This is a genomic window from Flavobacterium caseinilyticum, from assembly GCF_004349085.1.
GTDB lineage: Bacteria > Bacteroidota > Bacteroidia > Flavobacteriales > Flavobacteriaceae > Flavobacterium > Flavobacterium caseinilyticum.
The window spans coordinates 267,542-286,196 of the sequence record NZ_SMFM01000001.1 but is presented as its reverse complement, the minus strand read 5'-3'; the positions used below and the strand labels follow the sequence as shown (position 1 = coordinate 286,196).

Genomic DNA, 18,655 nt, shown 5'->3' with positions numbered 1-18,655 from the left:
GTTATTTTTTTTCCTTTATTAAATAAATATATACGGGAAAATGGTCGCTGAAACCAATTTCGGTGGTGGAATGTCGCAACGGATAGCCTTTATATTGTCCGCTGGTTTGTATCAAGAATGCCTTATTGTAAATTCCTGCTTTCCAATAACGGAAACTCGTATAATCGGTTTGTATTAAGGTTTCGGAAACCATTATTTGGTCAAAAACATCCCAAGCATCCCGATATGCGATGGTTCCAAATCCTTTTTTAGCCATTTCTTCGAATGGATTATAAATCCCTAACGGAAGCACATCAGACTTTTTTGCTTTGGCGCCAAGCCCAATTTTGACACTTTTATTATACGGACCATCATTCAAATCACCCAACGTAATCACTTTTGCATTTGGATTGATTCGTTGTAACGAATCTATTATTTTTCTATTTAAAGCTGCTGCGGCTTCCCGAAACGGACTTGATTTTTTCTCTCCCCCAGAACGCGACGGCCAGTGATTGACGATGATATTGATTTCCTCGCCATCAAGAAATCCGGTTACCAAAAGCTGATCTCTCGTGTAAACCCGATAGCTTTTGGTGCTTATTTGCAATTCGTCATCTGTTTTTTCTTCAAAACTGGCTTTGGAATTTTCATTTGTAATAGCTCCTTCTTTGTAAATGTATAAAGGAATATTATTGTAACTCGTAGGCTGAAATTTTGCTTTTTGATACAACAGTGCCACATCGATTCCTCTTTTGTCCGGCGAATCATAATGGATGATTCCGTAATCTTTCTCGATTAATTTGGGCTGTTTGACTAAATCTTCTAAAACGCCTCGGTTTTCTATTTCGCAGCCACCAATAAATGTGGGCGAATCGCTATTTTCAGCAGAACCAATTTCAGATAGTACTCGGGCTAAGTTTCCTAGTTTCTTTTCATATTTATCGTACGTCCAGCGTTGCAACCCTTTTGGAGTCCACTCTTCATCAAAAGTATCGGGATCATTTATGGTATCAAAAAGGTTTTCGAAATTATAAAACGCAACGGTGTGAATGACGTATTTTTTCTGTTGTGCAGTAGATTTTACTATTGGAAAAAATATAAAAAGAACAGGAATCCAGTGCATAATTCTCATATAAATCATTTATTTCCAGTCGTTAATTAGATTCCTTCTTTGAATCTGTCTATTGTAAAAATAGTCATTTGAACCTGAACTTAGAATTATTTTCTAATTGTCTATCTTTGTTTTTATCATTTAAAGACCTTACCACTAAAAATTTTTCAGAAAAGCATTCAAGCATGAACAAAAACCGATTAAATTTTACAACACGCCGTCCTCTATTATATCAATTTCTATTGCTTATTTTTATTTTACAATCTTTCAACAGCCAAGCTCAATACAATATGATTACACCCCCAAGTTTACAAAAAGGAGATACCGTTGCAATTTTGGCAACAGCCAGAAAAAATACAGATGACAACTTGAAGCCCGCTATTGCTTTATTAAAAAGTTGGGGTTTAGAAGTAGTCATTGGAAATACAATAGGTTTAGACAACGACCAATTAGCCGGAACCGACGAACAACGCGCCGCTGATTTTCAGCAGCAACTGGATAATCCAAACATCAAAGCAATTTGGTGTGTAAAAGGTGGGTATGGAACCGTCCGAATGATTGATTTATTGGATTTTACTGCGTTCAAAAAAAATCCAAAATGGATTGTTGGTTTCAGTGATGTAACCGTTTTACACAATCATCTGAATACAATGGGCTACAAATCCATTCACGGAATCATGCCGATAACCGCTCCAAGAGCAACTCCACAGGCCATAGAAACCATGCGAATTGCGTTGTTTGGTGAAAAACTGTCGTACGAAATAGATCCTTTCCTGATGAACAGACCTGGAAAAGCTACCGGAGAATTAGTAGGCGGAAATTTATCGATTCTGTACAGTTTGTTTGGTTCACCATCAGCGATTGACTGTGCTGACAAAATCTTGTTTATCGAAGATTTAGACGAATATTTATACCATATTGACCGCATGATGATCAACTTGAAACGAAATGGTTGCCTCGAAAGTATCAAGGGAATTGTTGTGGGTTCGATGACAAAAATGAAGGATAATGATATTCCATGGGGGAAAAACGCCATCGAAATTATCGAAGATGTTACCAAAAAATACAATATTCCTATTTTATATAATTTCCCTGCTGGTCATATTCAAGATAATAGAGCCTTGATTTTAGGAAATAATGTGACTATAAATGTAAATGAGAAGTGCAGCACGCTAGTTTTTGAATAAAGACAATTCGATTTAAGATTGCAGAAGTTTAAAAACTTGAAACCTTAAACTTAAAACAAAAATTTTGAATGGCTGAACACAACGAACTCGGAAAACTTGGAGAAGAAATGGCGGTCGAATTTCTGCGGCAAGACGGCTACACGATTTTGCAAACCAACTGGATGTTCCAGAAAGCAGAGATAGATATCATTGCTCAAAAAGGAAACACACTTGCCATAGTTGAAGTCAAAACACGTTCCTCATTAGAATTTGGCCTGCCGCAAGATTTTGTAAAACCAAAAAAAATCCAGCTTCTTGTAAAGGCTGTCGATGCTTTTGTCAACGAAAGAAATTTGGAAATTGAAGTCCGTTTTGATATTATTGCTGTTCACAAAGAAGGTAAATCGTTTGTAATTGAGCATCTTATTGATGCTTTTTATCACTTTTAATACTTTTTTCTTGATGTTATATTTGTAACAAATTGTTTTTTATTTATATTTGCGTCCTATTTACACACTAACTACGCGTATAATAACAACCAACTAAAAATTCACATCATGAAAACTGTTTCTTCCATTGTAGAAAACTACATCAAAACAAAGCCTTTTTTACTAAATGCATTATCATTAGGCATCATTAATTTGACCTCATTATCCCGAAACATAATGACCGAATTAGAAAGTGAATTTGGCAAGGAAGTAAAACAAGGAGCCGTTGTAATGGCTTTAAAAAGATTAACAGAAGAACTGGATTTCAGGTTAAATCATAAGATTAATAAAGTCATCAAGAATATTGGAGAAATCACCGTTCGTTCAGCTTTGACCGATTACACTTTTGCTGCATCCGACACTGTTTTGAATAAACAAGCCGATTTAATTACAGATATTAATATGCTACCCGATATTTTTTACACTTCCTCCAGAGGTGTTAATGAAACCAACATTGTGGTTAGTAACAGTATCAATCACTTGGTAGACAAGCATTTTTCTACTGAAAAACTGATTCAAAAACTAGATAACCTGGCTTCGATTACCGTTAAATTACCTAAAGAAAACATTGTCGTTCCTGGGATTTACTATTTCATTTTTCAACGCTTGGCTTGGGAAGGAATCATCATCAATGAAGTAATTTCAACTTCTAATGAATTCACCATTTTAGTGAGCGAAGACCAAGTGGATGTTGCTTTTAAAGTAATTAAGGATTTGAAGAATTAGAAAATTCCGTTATCAACAAAGCTTCCAGCCTTTTGGAGGCTGGAAGCTTTTAAACTAAAAAAAACATTATGAATCCAATTCCTCTAGAAAACGGTAAATACTATCATATTTATAATAGAGGCAATAATGGAATTGATTTGTTTTATGAAATTGAGAACTATAAACATTTTTTGAGGTTATATGAGAAATACATTGACCCCGTGGCAGAAACTTATGCTTGGTGTTTGATGAAAAATCATTTTCATATTCTGGTGTACATCAAAGAAACTGAAGAAATTGATAGTACAAAATTAGAATACTCTTCAACTGATAAACCAAAAATAGTTAGTGCCTCAAAACAGTTTTCAAATTTATTCAATGCTTATACTTTAGCGATGAATAAACGATATAAAAGGACAGGTAGTTTATTTGAGAAAAACTTTAGGCGAAAAGTGGTTAATTCGGATACTTACTTTCAAAAACTTGTTTTTTATATCCATAATAATCCTGTTCATCATAAGTTTACAGAACACATCATAGAATATCCTTGGACTTCTTATGGAACAGTTATCTCAAACAAGAAGACAAAATTACAAAGAGAAAAGGTTATAGAATATTTTCATGATTTAAAAAACTTCAAAAACTACCATTCTAGTAATCCAAATTTGGATGAAATTGAAGCATTGATTATGGAGTAAGTTTAAAACAAAGCTTCCAACAAAGCTTCCAGCCTTCAAAAGGCTGGAAGCTTTAAAAATGTCTTATTCCCCACCCAACATCTCCATCAATTCCAAAGCAGTTCTGGTATTCTTCACATTGTCAAAAGTCAATAGCAATCGCAAACCAGCCGGCGTTTGCTTCTCTTTCATCTTACAAATAGAACTATGTTTTTGCACAAACTGTAACACATCCTGAAAACGTTTCGATTGATAATAATCTGATTGTTGATCTGAAATAAAATATCCAATCATCTTACCTTGTTTCATCACTAATTTTTCGATTCCAATGCGGGTGGCAATCCATTTGATTCGAATACTATTCATCAACGCTTTCGCACGTGGCGGCATTGGACCAAAACGGTCAATCAATTTATTTTGGAAAATGATGAGTTCTTCTTCATTTTTTACGGCACCTAATTCATTATACAAACTCAATCGCTCCGAAACATTATTGATGTATTCATCCGAAAACAACAATTCAAAATCAGTGTCGATTTGCAGGTCTTTTACGTATTCTTTGGTTTCTAAATTGTTTTCCTCCGGATACAGATCCTTGAATTCATTTTCTTTCAATTCATCGATAGCTTCGTTCATGATTTTTTGGTACGTATCAAAACCAATTTCGTTAATGAAACCACTTTGCTCGCCTCCCAATAAATCTCCGGCACCTCGAATCTCTAAATCTTTCATCGCAATATTGAATCCACTTCCCAAGTCACTGAACTGTTCCAAAGCCTGAATTCGTTTTCTGGCATCATCAGTCATGGCTGAATACGGCGGACAAATAAAATAACAAAATGCTTTCTTATTGCTACGTCCTACTCGACCGCGCATTTGATGCAAATCAGACAATCCAAAATTATTTGCATTATTAATGAAAATCGTATTCGCATTGGGCACGTCTAATCCGCTTTCGATAATCGTGGTCGCGACTAAAACATCAAATTCTCCATTCATGAAAGCCAACATTAATTCTTCCAGTTTCTTGCCCTCCATTTGGCCGTGACCAATTCCAACTCTGGCATTTGGGACCAAGCGCTGAATCATTCCGGCCACTTCCTTGATATTTTCTATTCGGTTATTGATGAAGAAAACTTGTCCGTTTCGCTGAATCTCATACGAAATCGCATCCCGAATCATCTCTTCACTAAAACCAACTACATTCGTTTCTATAGGATATCTATTTGGTGGAGGCGTTGTAATTACGGATAAATCACGTGCTGCCATCAACGAAAATTGTAAGGTTCTCGGAATTGGCGTCGCCGTTAAAGTTAGCGTATCCACATTCGCCGCAATGGTTTTGAGTTTGTCTTTAACGTTGACACCAAATTTTTGTTCCTCATCCACAATCAGCAATCCAAGGTCTTTGAAAACTACATTTTTGTTGACCAATTGATGGGTTCCTATCACAATATCGAGTTTTCCTTCGGCCAATTGTTTTAGCGTTTCCGCTTTTTGCTTCGCCGTTCTAAAACGGTTTAAATAACCCACGGAAACGGGCATATCTTTCAATCGTTCCGTAAAAGTTCTATAATGTTGGTATGCCAAAATGGTTGTGGGAACCAATATCGCAACTTGTTTACTATTATCCACAGCTTTGAAAGCCGCACGAATGGCAACTTCGGTTTTCCCGAAACCTACATCTCCACAAACCAAACGATCCATTGGTCGGTCGCTTTCCATATCGGCTTTGACTTCTGCTGTTGATTTGGTTTGGTCCGGTGTATCTTCGTAAATAAACGAGCTTTCCAGTTCATTTTGCAAATAACTGTCAGGCGCAAACTGGAATCCTTTTTCCAGTCTTCTTTTGGCATACAACTGAATCAAATTGAATGCAATATGTTTGACACGCGCCTTCGTTTTTTGTTTTAAAATCTTCCAGGCATTCGAACCCAATTTGTAAATTTTAGGTGGCGTGCCGTCTTTTCCGTTGTATTTTGAAATTTTGTGCAGCGAATGAATACTCACATACACTATATCATTATCGGCATAAACGAGCTTAATGGCTTCTTGCGTTTTGCTCTCGACTTGTATTTTTTGCAACCCTCCAAAACGTCCGATTCCGTGATCAATGTGCGTCACATAATCCCCAACCGAAAGTGTCGTGAGTTCTTTTAAAGTAATATTCTGTTTTTTCGAATAGCCGTTTTTAATATTGAATTTATGGTAGCGTTCAAAAATCTGATGGTCAGTGTAACAGGTTATTTGATTTTCTTCGTCAATAAATCCTTGATACAAAGGCAAAACAACGGTATGATATTGCTTGCGGATATTCTCAGAATTCGCCTCGTCTAATGTTTCAAAAATATCATGAAATCGTTTCGCCTGAGCTTCATTGGAACAAAACAAATAGTTTTTGTAGCCGTTAAAATGATTTTCGTTCAGATTATTCAATAACAAATCAAATTGTTTATTGAATGACGGTTGTGGCTGAATGTGAAATTCGAATTTTTTGGTGGTTCTAAAAATAGCTTTTGAACTCAATTCAACAATCGAAAAATCCAACGCTCTTTTTATAAATTCTGCTTGATTCAAAAACAATTGTTCAGGCGAAGACCGCTTTATTTCCTGCGACAATTTTGCGAAAGCTTCTTCGGCTTTGCCAAATTGTTTGTCCAATTGCAATAAAAAATCTTCGGTATTCTGAATGAAAATTACTGTTTTTTCCGAAATATAATCCAAGAAACTTTCTCGGTTTTCCTGAAAAACTTTGTTTTCCACATTTGGGATTATTGTAATCTTTTTTTGCGTTTCAATAGACAATTGCGTGGCCACATCAAAGGTACGAATGCTTTCTACTTCATCTCCAAAAAACTCAATTCGGTATGGATTATCATTCGAAAATGAAAATACATCGACGATTCCTCCACGAACCGAAAATTCTCCGGGTTCCGTAATGAAATCAACTCTTTTGAATTCGTATTCGAACAAAACTTCATTGATAAAGTCGATGGAAATCTTATCCCCAACAGCAACTTTCAACGTGTTTTTGTCCAATTCTTTTCGGGTTACTACTTTCTCGAAAAGCGCTTCGGGATAGGTGACAATAACGGCTGGTTTCTTGCGGGAATTGATTCGGTTTAACACCTCGGCGCGAAGCAAAACGTTCGCGTTATCCGTATCTTCTATTTCGTACGGGCGACGAAATGAACCGGGATAAAAGAGCACATCTTGCTCCCCAATCATCTGTTCCAAATCGTTCAAGTAATACGCCGCTTCTTCTTTATTGTTTAAAATAACTAAAAAAGGAAGTTCAGATTTCTTAAAAATCGACCGAATTACAAATGAAAGTGCAGAACCCAAAAGTCCCGACAGCTGCATTTTTACTTGATTGTTTTCTAATAAACGAGCAACAATTTGCTGAGTTTTTGGTGAATTATCGTAGGTATGGTATAAGATTTTTTTACTCAACGCGTGGGATATTTGGATCTATGATCGGTGTATTGGGAATGGCTCTTGAGGGGTCCATCATTCTCCTTAATTCAGATTCACCTTCTTCAATAGGAATTTTACTTTTCTCGACAATTTTATCCATTTGTCTTTGAAGTGAAACCAATTCCAAGTTGATTTCCGACACTAATAAAGTGACTTTTTTATCTGGAATATTATCCAAATGAATGAATAAATCCAACAAACGTACTTTGGTGATTAAAGTAGAAATCCTGCTTTTTATTTGAGGTTTGTTATATTCATACGGAATGTTGTCGTTCAAAGCCATCACTTTTTTCGAAAGCGCTCTTGATTTTTGCTGAAAAGCTCCAATCGTTTTTTTAGGTTTTTGTGCCAATTCAGCCAAAAACATACGCCATTCGTTCCAAGATGCAATACTTTTTTCACCCGCTTCTGTGACTGGCTCATCGTATAAAACCCAACCTTTCTGTATGTTTGCGAATATGATTTCTCTTTTTTGTATCTCTTTTTTGTTTTCCGCAATGCGTTTTTCATTGTCATTTTTACAGGATAACAAAAGAAAAATCAGCGAAAAGAACACGGCTAAATTGTATTTCATTTTTAATTTCATTAAAGCACAAAGTTACAAAGTAAATTTACAATAATGAATTCCAGTATTGGAATAACAATCTAATATTGCTTCACTGATTTTTAGGTTTAAAAACATGAAAATTTAAGAAAATAAACATGTTTTTAAATACTATTTTAAGATTTTTATAATCATTTTCATCAAAGTTATGTTATTTGCGAAAACGTTATCTTTGTTTTTCAAAACAGACAAAAATGAGTACAAAAATATTGATTATTGGCGCTTGCGGCCAGATAGGAACGGAGCTTACGCAAAAGTTGCGGCAACTATACGGAACCGAAAATGTAATTGCTTCGGATATCCGAAAGCTAAATATTGATGTGGTGAATTCCGGTCCATTTGAAGTCGTGAACGCTTTAGATTTTAATCAAATTGAACATTTGGTAGAAGTACACCAAATCGACGAAGTATATTTGATGGCTGCATTGTTATCGGCAACAGCGGAAAAAAATCCTGCATTTGCTTGGGATTTAAATATGAATTCGTTGTTTCACGTTTTGAATTTGGCGAAAGCCGGAAAAATAAAAAAAATATTCTGGCCTTCGAGTATTGCGGTTTTTGGACCAACAACTCCGAAAGAAAACACGCCACAATACACGGTTATGGAGCCATCAACGGTATATGGAATCAGTAAACAAGCGGGCGAAAGATGGTGTGAGTACTACCATAATGTATTTGGTGTTGATGTGCGCAGCATTCGTTATCCTGGTTTGATCAGCTGGTCATCGCCTCCTGGTGGTGGAACTACAGATTATGCTGTAGATATTTATCACAAAGCACTAGCCGATCAAAAATACGAGTGTTTTTTATCTTCGGAAACTAAAATGCCAATGATGTACATGGATGATGCTATTGCGGCAACCATCAAAATCATGCAAGCGCCTGTTGAAGAAATTAAGATTCGTTCCTCATACAATTTGGCCGCTATGAGCTTTACGCCAACAGAAATTGCTGCTGAAATCAAAAAACATATTCCTGAATTTACCATCACATACGAACCAGATTTCCGTCAGAAAATTGCCGACAGCTGGCCAGCCAGTATTGATGACAGCAGCGCTCGCGAAGACTGGAACTGGAATCATGAGTTTGATTTAGCAACCATGACAGTGGATATGCTAGAGCATTTGAAGTAAACTTTTTGAACATAAATAAAACGCCGCAAAATTGAAGTTTTGCGGCGTTTTTTCATTTGTAAAACTTGTCAACCTATTTTAGGACTACTTATGGCAATCATCACAAGCGGGACGTTCGCTCAAGTCGAAGACGTAAAGGTATTTAAGACTAATTATAGATGTAATCACCTATTTCCTTTTCAACTTTCCAATGATTTTTCTCCCTTTTCATAATTACGATTCTTGCATTTCCGCCTCCAAAAAGAAATGCTTTTTGATAATAAAATAAAACATATTTTTTATTCCAATAATAAAGTGGTTCAGAAAGAAAAAGTATTTCATAGTTGCCTGTTCCCATTGCTATATTTTGGGTAAATGCTTCACCAAAGAGCACTTTCTTACTTTCATATAAAAACTTGAAATCATTGAAATCGCTTTTTTTCCATTCTTGTGGTAATGTATCATTTTTATATTCCAGATACATTTTTTTCCAATGCTTTAAATTGAAATACTCATGAGTATCTGTTTGCGGTAGTACATGATTTGAACCTTCACTTCCATTAAAAATACGAAGAACTTGTTTGTTGCTAATTTTTTCCTGTTGAAGAATGTATGTCTTGTTTAATTGTTGTGATATTAAGTATGTTTTGATTGGCTCATATTGTTTTGAAGATTTTAAACCTTTGCACGACAAAAATACGAACACGAACAATAACATAAATTGCTTTAAGTGTTTCATATGATAATTATTTATTACAAGAATTGCCTACTATAATAATCTCACCAACATTCTGACCAATACGTCCCCGATCGCTCGGAAATGCACTAAATTCCTCTCTAACGATAGCGCAGAATTGCATTCTGTGCCCACTCCAATTGGCAAACTTTAACAAAGCTAATTGAAAAAAAATGTTATTTCAAACAAATAAGCTACAACTTTTTACAGAATGTAGCTCTTTAACTTGTTTTGTTTGCTCAACTTTGTGGGCACAGAATGCAAATCTGCGCTATCTTACAGTAAGTCATATCCGCGCTATCGGGGCATTTGAAATAAACTTTTCGATCGTAAAAAAAGCGGCAAAATGGATGTTTCGCGGCTTTTTTATGTTTGAGTCGAATCTTTTTTAAGATTACTGCTAGTACAAAACAAGATTAAAAATAGGAACAAACGTGCTGTAGTCTTTATTTGACTACTTAAAATTATTTACAGAGGTTTTTGAGACTAATTATAAATATAATCAGCCATTACCCTTACCACTTTCCATTGGTTTTTCTCTTTTTTCATAATCACAAGATTTGAAGATCCACCACCGCTCGAATAACCTTGTAAAAAGGAAAACAAGATATATTTTCTCTTAAAATAAAACATAGGCTCTGAAATTGTGAACCACTCATGAATTCCGGTTCCGGCATATTTATCAATAACTATTCTTGTTAACATTAAACCAGTACCTTTCTCTAGAATAAAATTGTAATTAGGAAAGTCTTCTTTTTTCCAATGTCGCCTTAAGGTATCATTTACATACTCCTTGTACAATTTTTTCCAATGTTTTTTTACATATAAACCGTCAGTATAATCAGTGGGGTCTGTGGGATCTATATAATGTTCGGCTCCCTCTCCACCATTAAAGATTCGTAATGCCTGTCGATTTTCTTCTTTATCACTTTGTAGAATATGAACTTTGTTTTTATCAATTTTTTGAGTTTCTAAAAACACATTTATAGGCTCATAACTAGCGAGATATTTACTGCTGTTACAAGACAAGATGAAAAACGGGATTAACAGTACTACTTTTTTTATGTGTTTCATATTTACTAATTTTTACATGGAGTTTCTACAGAAGAATTGACGCCATATTGATAGCCTATTAACAAGGTTATTCGGTCTTTGCTGGAGGAAATTTTTCGAGGCTATATGGCAATTAAACGAAAAAGAAAAACCGCAGACTCACAGATTTTTGTGCTCTGTTAATCTACGGTTTTATTTTTCTATAAAAAATCGATTGAAGTATTGCAATATCTATTTTTTTAGTTCATTTAACATAGCATTTGGCAGCCATTGATATATTTACCTTGCTAATGTAATTTAAGTGAATATAAATTGAAGGCTTCATGGGTTCTGATCCATTTGCCCTTTATTTTTTGCATAATAACAACAAATGAACTCCCACCGGCTATACAGATTTTGTAATTTGTGAAAACTAAATACTTTTTGTTTTGATAATAAATCGGTTCAGAAAAACTGTACACACAAATGTTAGATTTATCGTATTTTTCGATTATTGACTCAATACCTATTTTTGTGTTCATACTTTCAAAAATAATTTTATCCTGTTTAAAATTATTTTTGTTCCAATATTTATTGGTGGCCCAAATTCTCTCATCTTGGATTGGTGGATCCGGATTTTCACATTTTAATTTTTCAAAATCTTTTTCTTTAAATAGCTTCGTATCTATTGTTATATTTCCTTTTGAATCAAAAGCTTGAATTTCATTTAGTTTAAATATTTCTAAAGTGTAGTTAGAATTAATTTTTTCTCGAGCAACATATATTTCTTTATTACTATCTTTTTCAATTGTTTCAAAATAGTCATTTAAGGCATTATACTTGGCCTTTGTTACCGAACAACTGCTAAACAGAAGTGCAATAAAACCATAAAGTAAATAATTTCTCATGTCTTGTTTTTTAATTGCAGGGTTCTCCAACAGGATTTTGTTGTTTTGTTGTACCAGTTTCTACTGATTGGCCAGTAGATTCGGTTCTGTACCGATTAAGGATTCTTTCTTTTGCTGGATCACCGTCTTTATATTTTTCCGATAGCGCGGATTTGTAATCCGTGCCGAATGTAATTGTCAGTCCCAATATATTTTCTCATTCTTTTTTTCTCCTGTTTTCTATGTACTATGTGGGCAAGGATTGCAAATCCGCGCTATCTTACAGTAAGTCATATCCGCGCTATCGGGTTTCATTAACTAATCCAATTAGGTATTGCTATATGCGTTTGAACCCATTTGCCGTTTTTCTTTTTATATATTATAATTTCGGAACTACCGCTCAAACCATCAATATATCCTTTATGAAAAGTAAAAATCATACATTCTCTATTTTCATAATATATAGGCTCCGAAAAAGAATAAAAATCATAATTAAGCGTGCCGAAAATATTCTTCTCAATATCTGTTATTTTGGAAGACATATACTTTTCAATAAAAGCTGTTGAGCCAATACGTAATTCTTCAAAGATTACATTTTTATAATTAAAATTATCTGCGACCCAGCAACATGCTCCTCCTCTATCAGTAGCATTTTCTATTTCTGTTACAGAGTTTTTGCTGTATTTTTTCCTTGCTATTTCCCAGTCTGCTTCTTTATAGAATGTTTTATCTTCATAATTTTTTTTGCTGTCTATTGAATCCAAAGCGTAAATCTCATTTAATCTAAGAATTCTCAAGGTCATATTAGTATTTATTTTTTGACTCATTATCATAATTTTTTTAGAACGATCTTTAATTTTTGTGTCTAGAAAATCACTGACAACTGCATATTTTTCACTGAGTGTGTCATTAATCTTACTGAGTGGATTAGTGGGTACACCTATGCTTTTGTCAGATCTAGAAGCACAACCTACCATAAGGATTACAACAATGATTATAAAATGTAGATGTTTCATTTGATTTGTATTTATTTGTTATATGGTCGAAAATGAGTATAATATCTCTAAGTATTCCAGTTTTATTTAATTACAAGGTTTCCCAACCGCATATTATCCTTGATCGTAAACTTAATTTCAACTTATCCAATTAGGCATTCCTATATGCGTTTGAACCCATTTGCCGTTTTTCTTTTTATATATTATAATTTTTGAGCTACCACTCAAACCGCCAATTATTTTTCCATCATAAACAGTAAAAATAAGATATTCGTTTTGGATGTTTTGTTACCACTAACTTTTAGAGGATTTTGTTGTAAAAACTGAATCGCCTGCTCTCTCGACACGGTTTGAATATTTGATTCATTTTGTAACAACGCCTCTTCTATGCTACAAGACTGCATAAGACAAAGGGTAAAACTCATAAAAAAGAAAACGATTTTCCGCCTTATTTCATTTGTTTGGTTGTTTGTTTGTTTGTTTGTTTATTTTCATGTTTTTTTGGTTAGTTTATATTTTACGAAAATAAGCAATGTTTTAAAAAATGCAATACCCACTATTAGTGATATTTAAAAAAATTACACTAAGAAAAATACAAGACTGGAAGTGGAATCATAAGTTCAAACTAGCAACAATGACTAGCGATATGCCTGAGCATTTGAGTGCCGAAAAAGCATAATACTTTTATTTACATAGAATTCGGGTTTTAAAAAATTAGGGTGAAAATCTAATTTTTTGAAACCCGAATTTTTTTTAAAAATTATTTTTTAACTAAATTTGATTAAAACCTCATCAGTATGAAACTAAAATCAAGTGAACCTTTTTGGTTGGTAAAAAACGGAATCATCAACTCCTATCCGTCATTAAGAGAAAATTTGGATACTGAAATTCTAATCGTTGGCGGTGGAATAACCGGCAGTCTGATAGCGCATCAATGTATGGAAGACGGTTACAAAACCATGCTGATCGATCGCAGAGAAATTGGTAACGGGAGTACATCGGCTACGACATCCATGTTGCAATATGAGATTGACGTTCCTTTATACCAACTTATTGATTTGATTGGCGAAAAAACCGCCGTTGATAGTTACTGGGCATGTTATAAATCGATCGATGATTTAAAGAAAATAGCAAAACAAGTAAAATCTGATTGTGGTTTCAAGAAAAAAGAATCGCTCTATTTTGCCGCATTAAAGAAAGATGTTACTTGGTTAAAAAAAGAATTCGAAGCTCGAAAAAAGATTGGAATGCCTGTAAAATGGCTCGAAGCCGATGAAATTGATAAAAAATTTCATATTAAACATTCTCATGGCGGAATCTTATCGGAACAAGGCGGTAGCATAGATGCTTTCCACTTAGCTCACGATATTCTAGCATACAATCATGAAAAAGGATTGCAGATTTTTGATAAAACCGATATCAAAAAAGTCACTTATAAACAAAATGGCGTTACCGTTCTAACCGAACATGGAACTACCATTACCGCTAAAAAAATAATCTACTGCAACGGTTTTGAAAGTACCGAAATCATTAAAGACAAATTTGTAAAATTACTTTCTACTTATGCAATTGTGGGCGAACGTTTTGAAGACGACCAATCATATCTTAACGACACTCTTTTTTGGAATACGGCGGAACCCTACATGTATATGAGAACGACGGATGATAACCGATTGCTTATTGGCGGCGAAGATGAAGATTTTGTAGACGCTGCAAAAAGAGATTCCTTACTCAACGAAAAATCCGATAAATTGACCAAATATCTGAATAAAATTTTACCTGATTATGATTTCAGAATGGATTTTGTTTGGGCGGGTACTTTTGGCGAGACCAAAGACGGCCTACCTTACATTGGAAAACATCCCAATTTTCCAAGCGCGTATTTTGTATTGGGTTTTGGTGGAAACGGCATCACATTTTCAGTTATTGGAATGGAACTTGTTTCTGAAATGTTGAAAAACAAGAGACATCCTTTAGCCGAATATTTTAAATTCAGAAGATAATTTTCAAATCAAAGACTTAATTTAATTGCATAAAAAATGCCCCAAATAGTGTCTAACTTTTTGGGGCATGTTCATTTCAGTGCTTTTAAATATTACTTTAATTCGTAGCTATTGTTTTCCTTCTTGATGTCAGCCATTAATCCACTTGGATCGATGGTGATTTTCTTGATGGAAGCTTTCGACTTAGCAATGTTAAATTCAAAAGTTGGATGCGCCCAAGCCCAATCATTCAAAATCGTTCTTTTTACAGTTGGATTTGGGTTTTCTTTTTCGAAACTCATCATTCGCAATGGAATGTAGAAACTTTCCATTGTACCATCGTTATATTCTACTGTTAAATCGATTGGCATTGGCATTCTACCAATTCTTTCTAAAATAACCGTTGTTTTATCAGCATTTTCGTTTACATTCTTGATGCCATAATCAATCGTATTTGTGGTTTGTGTCCAATCCGTCAAATACCAATCGAGATTTGCTCCGGAAACTCTTTCGGCAGATCTTTTGATATCATTTGGCGTAGGATGCTTAAATTTGAAATCGCTGTAGTATTTTTTCAAGGTTTTCATTAGGTTATCTTTCCCTATCAAATACATCAATTGTGTCAGGAAAAGTTCTCCTTTACTATATGAAGTGATGCTGTAAACCCTGTTTTCGTCAAAACGATCGGCATGTGTCGCTTGCGGCAGTTCTTTCCCTGAATTTACCATCGAAAAATAACCCGCATAACCTCCCGCAAATGGGTTTTCTACTTTTTTATCTGCAATTTCATTCAGTCCAAAATCTTCCAAGAATGAAGTAAAACCTTCATCCATCCATCCGTGTTTTGATTCATTGGAAGCCAAAACATGCTGGAACCAAGAGTGCGCCATTTCGTGAGCAGTTACTCCTAATAATCCTTCAAAACTGCCTTGACCCAAAATCAAAGTACACATAGCGTATTCCATTCCGCCATCGCCACCTTGAATTACTGAGTATTGTTTGTATGGATAATCTCCAACAGTTTTGTTGTAAATCTCCATCAGCTGAACCGTTTTTGGTTGCAGGTTTTTCCAGTTTTGGATGTATTTTGGATTGTTTTTATACAAGAAATGCAAGTCAACATTATTAGGTCCTTTCACCACATCGTGAATGTAATTCTTATCCGCAGCCCAAGTAAAATCATGAACCATTGGCGCATTAAAATGCCACGTTAATGTTTTTGTTTTCTTTGGAACAGAGACAACAACACCTTGGTCTTGATAACCGTGACCAATTTCGTTGTTGTTTTGCAAATAACCGGTACCTCCTAAAACGTACTCTTTATCAATAGTGATTTTTACGTCAAAATTTCCCCAAACACCATGAAATTCTCTGGCAATATAAGGATCCGCATGCCAACCTTCAAAATCAAATTCGGCAAGTTTCGGATACCATTGCGCCATTGATAATTCTACACCTTCAGCATTGTTTCTTCCGGAACGGCGAATCTGAATGGGAACCTGACCATTAAAATTTAATGTGAATGTGGTTTTTGAATTTGGCAAAATTGGCTTAGCCAAAGTCACTTCAAGAATAGTCCCAACCTCTTTTGTAGAAGCAGTTGTTCCGTCTTGTTTGAAATTAGAAATTCGCAAATAACCAATTTCGTTTGGTTTCAAATTTTTAATGCGGCTTTCTTTGACTTCGGTATCACCCACTTTTATTTTGGTCACCATTCTGCCATCCGGATCTTTGATGCTTTGGATTCTGGCATCCATTTCGCTCCCGGGCTGAAAGGCATTATTGAATAGGTGATAATATACTTTTCTCAAAGTATCCGGCGAATTATTGGTGTAAACCAATTCCTGTTTTCCCTTGTATTGATAGGTTTTTACATCCATGGAAACATCCATTTTGTAATCAACATGCTGTTGCCAATAGGAAGTGTTTTGGGCAAAGACATTGCCAAATCCAAATGCAACAAAAGAAAATAAAAGTAGTTTTTTCATATTGGTTAAAATAAAAATGGAAGGACAAAATGTCCTTCCATATAGTGAATTGTTAAAATATTATTTAGACATTTTTTCAGCCATCAGTAAAGCATTGTAAGCATTTACAATTTTTCCTGATTTTGATAAAGTTGTAAAAGAACGCGTGTCATTTGGTTTTCCGCCCACGATAACATCTGTTGAAATAGCAACTCCTGAATCCATCAAAATGTATTTTACCTGCTTAGCAGTTAATTTTGGATAATACGAACGAATTAATGCGGCTACTCCGGCAACATTAGGCGCAGCCATTGAAGTTCCTTGTAAATATTGGTACGAATTGTTTGGTGTTGTCGCGTAAATTTTTACTCCAGGAGCAAAAACATCTACATTTATCTTACCAATATTAGAAAAACGTGCTACAACTTTATTTCCGTATTCAAAATTCAAAGCTCCAATTGTGATTAAATTATCCGCAAATTCAGTTACTTTATCATCTGAATCATTTGGAAAATTATCATTATAATCGATATCCTTTGCATCATTACCAGCGGCATGAACAATCAGTACATCTTTTTTTTCAGCATATTTTATAGCGTCATAAACCCATTGTTTTTGTGGAGAGAAACTCTTTCCAAAACTTCCATTAATTACTTTGGCCCCATTGTCCACTGCATAACGAATTCCAAGGGCAATATCTTTGTCGTATTCGTCTCCGTCCGGCACTGCGCGAACCGTAAGAATCTGTACATTGTTTGCAACACCATCGCCTCCTAACATATTGGCTCTCGTTTGGGCAACAATTCCGGCAACATGCGTTCCGTGAAGGATTTCGTTCTTATCTGGACCCATCACATTGTTATTTCCGTATTTCGTGTCGTTGATATCATTTGGATTATCTCCTACTACTTTACGATAATCTGTTTTAAGATGATCCCCGTTTATAAGTGCAACCTGATCGTCTAATTGTTTTTGAACCGCAATTTTCAACTCAGCTATTGGCAATCCATAAGAAAGCAATTGTTGCATAGCCGCTTTACTCTTTTGTGTTTGTGGTTCTTGCGAAACAATTGCGTTTACCTCTTCAATCGTATATACTGGTTTTCCAAAATACTTCACTAATGCAGCGTCACCTTCATTTAAAGCAGTTAACATTTGCTCAAAACGTGCTTTAGCCGCAGCTGCTTCAGCAACCTTTTTATCATTTAATGCTTTGGCCGCTTGATACGTTTTCTCATCAACTAAGCTTTTGTTTTTGATAATTCTCTCGTATTCCAGATTCTCTTTAGTACTATTTCCAAGAAAATTCCAACCATAGATATCATCAATATATCCGTTTTTATCATCGTCTATTCCGTTTCCGGCAATTTCTCTTTTATTAATCCAAAGCACTGCTTTTAAATCCTCATGTTCAATATCTACACCTGAATCTACAATTCCTACAATTACTGGAATTCCTTTTTTACCTTTCAGTAATTCCGCATACGCTTTATCAACGCTCATTCCTGGTATAGTATCCGTTACGATGTCTAAATGACTCCATCGCTGTAATTCATTTTCAGTTAATGCTGCATTTTTTTTAATATTCAAAGGGGCGCTTATAGCCACAAGACCGGAGGTATTTGAAACTTGTTTAGAAGCACCACATCCTACTAATGTCAATAAAGCAAAAGCAGAAATGTAAATGGGTTTAATGGTATTCATCGAATGTTTTTGTTTAAGTTTTGAAATATTTGT

Annotated in this window: 16 protein-coding genes; 6 read left to right on the top strand and 10 right to left on the bottom strand. The window is 34.8% G+C overall.

What is annotated here, in order from left to right; genetic code table 11:
- Position 1 precedes the first annotated feature (1 nt).
- Complete coding sequence (locus tag E0F89_RS01285; RefSeq protein ID WP_131908058.1) at positions 2 to 1,111, bottom strand: endonuclease/exonuclease/phosphatase family protein; 1,110 nt, start codon at positions 1,109 to 1,111, stop codon at positions 2 to 4.
- Positions 1,112 to 1,275: 164 nt separating this feature from the next.
- On the opposite strand from E0F89_RS01285, the gene E0F89_RS01280 reads away from it, so the two are divergent.
- The 4 genes from E0F89_RS01280 (at position 1,276) to E0F89_RS01265 (ending at position 4,147) form a co-directional block, all read left to right on the top strand.
- A complete protein-coding gene (locus E0F89_RS01280; protein ID WP_131908057.1) occupies positions 1,276 to 2,277 on the top strand; it encodes a S66 peptidase family protein in 1,002 nt (333 codons plus the stop codon).
- 68 nt (positions 2,278 to 2,345) lie between these two features.
- The gene (locus tag E0F89_RS01275; RefSeq protein ID WP_131908056.1) at positions 2,346 to 2,705 is read left to right on the top strand and encodes a YraN family protein; all 360 of its coding nucleotides are present in this window, start codon (positions 2,346 to 2,348) and stop codon (positions 2,703 to 2,705) included.
- A 108-nt stretch (positions 2,706 to 2,813) separates the two neighbouring features.
- A complete protein-coding gene (locus E0F89_RS01270; protein WP_131908055.1) occupies positions 2,814 to 3,470 on the top strand; it encodes an aspartate kinase in 657 nt (218 codons plus the stop codon).
- A gap of 68 nt (positions 3,471 to 3,538) precedes the next feature.
- A complete protein-coding gene (locus tag E0F89_RS01265; RefSeq protein ID WP_131908054.1) occupies positions 3,539 to 4,147 on the top strand; it encodes a transposase in 609 nt (202 codons plus the stop codon).
- A 63-nt stretch (positions 4,148 to 4,210) separates the two neighbouring features.
- On the opposite strand, the gene mfd is transcribed toward E0F89_RS01265, so the two are convergent.
- Positions 4,211 to 7,579, bottom strand: a complete 3,369-nt coding sequence (gene mfd, locus E0F89_RS01260; RefSeq protein ID WP_131908053.1) for a transcription-repair coupling factor — start codon at positions 7,577 to 7,579, stop codon at positions 4,211 to 4,213.
- Positions 7,572 to 8,177 carry a hypothetical protein gene (locus E0F89_RS01255; protein WP_131908052.1) on the bottom strand — a complete coding sequence of 202 codons (606 nt, stop codon included), beginning with the start codon at positions 8,175 to 8,177 and terminating at the stop codon, positions 7,572 to 7,574. The genes mfd and E0F89_RS01255 overlap by 8 nt, the downstream gene beginning before the upstream one ends.
- A gap of 224 nt (positions 8,178 to 8,401) precedes the next feature.
- On the opposite strand from E0F89_RS01255, the gene E0F89_RS01250 reads away from it, so the two are divergent.
- Complete coding sequence (locus tag E0F89_RS01250) at positions 8,402 to 9,340, top strand: L-threonine 3-dehydrogenase (protein ID WP_131908051.1); 939 nt, start codon at positions 8,402 to 8,404, stop codon at positions 9,338 to 9,340.
- A 148-nt stretch (positions 9,341 to 9,488) separates the two neighbouring features.
- Here the strand turns inward: E0F89_RS01250 and E0F89_RS01245 are convergent, their stop codons facing one another.
- From E0F89_RS01245 to E0F89_RS01230, 5 genes are all read right to left on the bottom strand, one after another.
- A complete protein-coding gene (locus E0F89_RS01245) occupies positions 9,489 to 10,058 on the bottom strand; it encodes a hypothetical protein (protein WP_131908050.1) in 570 nt (189 codons plus the stop codon).
- Positions 10,059 to 10,541: 483 nt separating this feature from the next.
- Entirely contained in the window at positions 10,542 to 11,129 is a 588-nt protein-coding gene (locus E0F89_RS01240) for a hypothetical protein (RefSeq protein WP_131908049.1), read from the bottom strand.
- 266 nt (positions 11,130 to 11,395) lie between these two features.
- A complete protein-coding gene (locus E0F89_RS01235; protein WP_131908048.1) occupies positions 11,396 to 11,995 on the bottom strand; it encodes a hypothetical protein in 600 nt (199 codons plus the stop codon).
- Positions 11,996 to 12,005: 10 nt separating this feature from the next.
- Complete coding sequence (locus tag E0F89_RS17035; RefSeq protein WP_165929958.1) at positions 12,006 to 12,182, bottom strand: hypothetical protein; 177 nt, start codon at positions 12,180 to 12,182, stop codon at positions 12,006 to 12,008.
- 106 nt (positions 12,183 to 12,288) lie between these two features.
- Entirely contained in the window at positions 12,289 to 12,990 is a 702-nt protein-coding gene (locus tag E0F89_RS01230; RefSeq protein ID WP_131908047.1) for a hypothetical protein, read from the bottom strand.
- A 776-nt stretch (positions 12,991 to 13,766) separates the two neighbouring features.
- On the opposite strand from E0F89_RS01230, the gene E0F89_RS01225 reads away from it, so the two are divergent.
- Complete coding sequence (locus E0F89_RS01225; protein ID WP_131908046.1) at positions 13,767 to 14,972, top strand: NAD(P)/FAD-dependent oxidoreductase; 1,206 nt, start codon at positions 13,767 to 13,769, stop codon at positions 14,970 to 14,972.
- Positions 14,973 to 15,064: 92 nt separating this feature from the next.
- Here E0F89_RS01225 and E0F89_RS01220 read toward each other — a convergent pair whose 3' ends face one another.
- Together E0F89_RS01220 and E0F89_RS01215 are read right to left on the bottom strand one after the other, a co-directional pair.
- The gene (locus E0F89_RS01220) at positions 15,065 to 16,939 is read right to left on the bottom strand and encodes a M1 family metallopeptidase (RefSeq protein ID WP_131908045.1); all 1,875 of its coding nucleotides are present in this window, start codon (positions 16,937 to 16,939) and stop codon (positions 15,065 to 15,067) included.
- A 60-nt stretch (positions 16,940 to 16,999) separates the two neighbouring features.
- Positions 17,000 to 18,622 carry a S8 family peptidase gene (locus tag E0F89_RS01215; protein WP_131908044.1) on the bottom strand — a complete coding sequence of 541 codons (1,623 nt, stop codon included), beginning with the start codon at positions 18,620 to 18,622 and terminating at the stop codon, positions 17,000 to 17,002.
- Between the last annotated feature and the right edge of the window lie 33 nt (positions 18,623 to 18,655).